The sequence below is a fragment of the Streptomyces sp. SID4985 genome (assembly GCF_009863025.1).
Lineage (GTDB): Bacteria > Actinomycetota > Actinomycetes > Streptomycetales > Streptomycetaceae > Streptomyces.
In genome coordinates this window covers 1-2,217 of sequence record NZ_WWIR01000098.1, presented here as the reverse complement: position 1 = coordinate 2,217, position 2,217 = coordinate 1, and the positions used below count along the sequence as shown (strand labels likewise).

At 69.9% G+C, this 2,217-nt stretch carries 3 protein-coding genes and 1 tRNA gene; 1 reads left to right on the top strand and 3 read right to left on the bottom strand.

The window, feature by feature from the left end; all coding sequences use genetic code 11:
• A partial coding sequence (locus GTW40_RS04080; RefSeq protein WP_161178763.1) for an ATP-binding cassette domain-containing protein occupies positions 1-488 on the bottom strand: 488 nt, incomplete at its 3' end.
• 435 nt (positions 489-923) lie between these two features.
• Here GTW40_RS04080 and GTW40_RS04075 point away from each other — a divergent pair.
• Positions 924-1,007 (top strand) — tRNA-Leu (locus GTW40_RS04075).
• Positions 1,008-1,098: 91 nt separating this feature from the next.
• On the opposite strand, the gene GTW40_RS04070 is transcribed toward GTW40_RS04075, so the two are convergent.
• Positions 1,099-1,350, bottom strand: a complete 252-nt coding sequence (locus tag GTW40_RS04070) for a hypothetical protein (protein WP_343245609.1) — start codon at positions 1,348-1,350, stop codon at positions 1,099-1,101.
• Between the two features lie 161 nt (positions 1,351-1,511).
• Positions 1,512-1,919 (bottom strand): helix-turn-helix transcriptional regulator, encoded by a 408-nt coding sequence (locus GTW40_RS04065; protein WP_161178762.1) that lies wholly within the window; start codon positions 1,917-1,919, stop codon positions 1,512-1,514.
• Positions 1,920-2,217 lie beyond the last annotated feature (298 nt).

Here is a 2,217-nt window from a genome sequence, read left to right as displayed (position 1 = left end):
ACGGCGACGCGCTGCTGCTGGCCGCCGGAGAGCTGCGCGGGGCGGTGGCTCAGGCGTCCGGACAGTCCGACCATGTCGATGACCTGGTCCAGCCACGCCTTGTCGGGCTTGCGGCCCGCGATGTCCATGGGCAGCGTGATGTTCTCCAGCGCGGTCAGCGTGGGGAGCAGGTTGAACGCCTGGAAGATGAAGCCGATCTTGTCCCGGCGCAGTCGCGTGAGCTGCTTGTCCTTCAGGGAGCCCAGCTCGGTGTCACCGATGCGCACCGACCCCGAGGAGAAGGTGTCGAGCCCGGCCACGCAGTGCATCAGCGTGGACTTGCCGGAGCCGGAGGGCCCCATGATCGCGGTGAACTCGCCCTGACGGAAGTCGACGGAGACCTGGTCGAGGGCGACCACCCGGGTCTCGCCCTGCCCGTAGATCTTGGACAGCTCCGTGGCGCGCGCGGCCACGGCGGTGCTCCGGCCGGCGGTGGGTGTGGTGGTCACGGAAGGGCGCTCCTGTCGGTACGACGCTGTGGGGACTGACATCCATCGTCCCCTCCCCTTTCACCGCACCGGTCAGCCGCTGCTCCCGTTCCCGGAACCGACTGCGGTCGGACGGAGCGGCCCGGTGTCATACCTGGGGAGGACGCCGGACCCTGAGGCCACCCGAGTGGGACCGGCGGCCGACCGGCGCGGGGCCGGGTGGGACCGCTCCCGCCGGGAACGGGTGGGCCGCCCTCGTTCGGTAGGTGAAATTCCGTCATTCCCTGTGCGTCGCGGGCTCGGCCCCGTCACGCTGTTGGCAAGTGCGGATGGCCTGGACCGTGGTCTGATGCACCCTCAGACATCAATAAAATAAGACAACATCGGTTCGCACTCTCCGCTGTCCTCCCGAGCCTCCCGATAGGCTCGGGAGCTCGAAAGCGGAGCCCATGGCCTGCCCGGATGGTGGAATGCAGACACGGCGAGCTTAAACCTCGCTGCCCCTTCGCGGGCGTGCCGGTTCAAGTCCGGCTCCGGGCACATGCTCGCCCCCGCCGACCAGCGCGGATGCTGGGCGGCGGCCCCCTCGTCGGCTCGCTCCGGGGCACACCGGACCGCTCCCCGCGCTCCCTCAGCCCTCGTACACCGTCAGCACCACCCCGTCCGCCTCGATCCTTCGGCCCGCTCGCATGCCGTTGGCGCGGAGGGCGAGGAGGCAGGTGTGGAAGAGGGTCAGTTCTTCCGCGTTCAGGATCGCCGCGGCCAGGTCGAGGAGTTCGGCGACCGATGCGTCGGTGAGGATCTCGGGCAGTTCGCCGGAGAACAGGACGACGGATTCGCCGTCGGGGCCGCGGACCACCGCGGTGGCCGGCCCGCCATGCACGAACAACACGTTCCCCCCAAGGGCCCGGGGTCGTGCGGCTCTCGCTCCTCGGGCAGTCGTGAGACTAGCGGGGTATCTCGGCATATTCGGGCCCAGTTGCATTCTTTTTCCGACTTGGGCTCCGAGTGGGCCGCAGACCGGGCAACCGCGGCCAGAGGCGGTCAGTTCTCCGGCGGGCGCTTGGCCGAGCGGCCGAGCAGGGACTCCACCAGGGCGGCGACATGGCGCCGGTCGTCGGACGACAGCTGCTGGACGCTGGCGATGAGCAGGTCGACCTCGGGGTCGCCCGTCGCTCCGGCGCTGTCCGGGCCGGCCCCGACCGGTGTGGCGCCGTACACGTGGATGCCGCACGCCTCCGCCGCCGCGCGCCGCACGGTGTCCAACGGGAGTCCGAGCCCCTTGGACAGTCCCTCCAGGGTCGTGGCCTGGGGCATCCGCACCACGCGCTCGGCGGTGGCCAGATGGTGGACGGTGGAGCGGGGGACGCCTCCGCGTCTCGCCACGTCGCCGTAGGACCAGCCCTCACGGTCCAGGCGCTCGCGAATCAGCTGCTGCAGTGCGTTGGTCACCCTGGTCACTTCCCGCTCGTCCTGCTCGCCGCCCGCCGAACCTCGTTGTCGGGGGGATTCTACGGGCGAGTAGGGGCACGGCCGAAAGGGTGATTCCCCGAACGGGTTGCGGAGAGCCCCCGCGAGGCCCTAGTGTCCAATCTCGTTGGACAGCTCGTCCGACCAAGTCGGACAGAGTCCGGGGGGAACCTGACTCCGTTCGACCGGAAATGCCTATTCCCAAGGGGGAATTCATCATGATGGACGCTCACGAGCTCGAGGCCGAGTCCGCGGAGCTGCTGCCGGGCCGCGAGGCCCT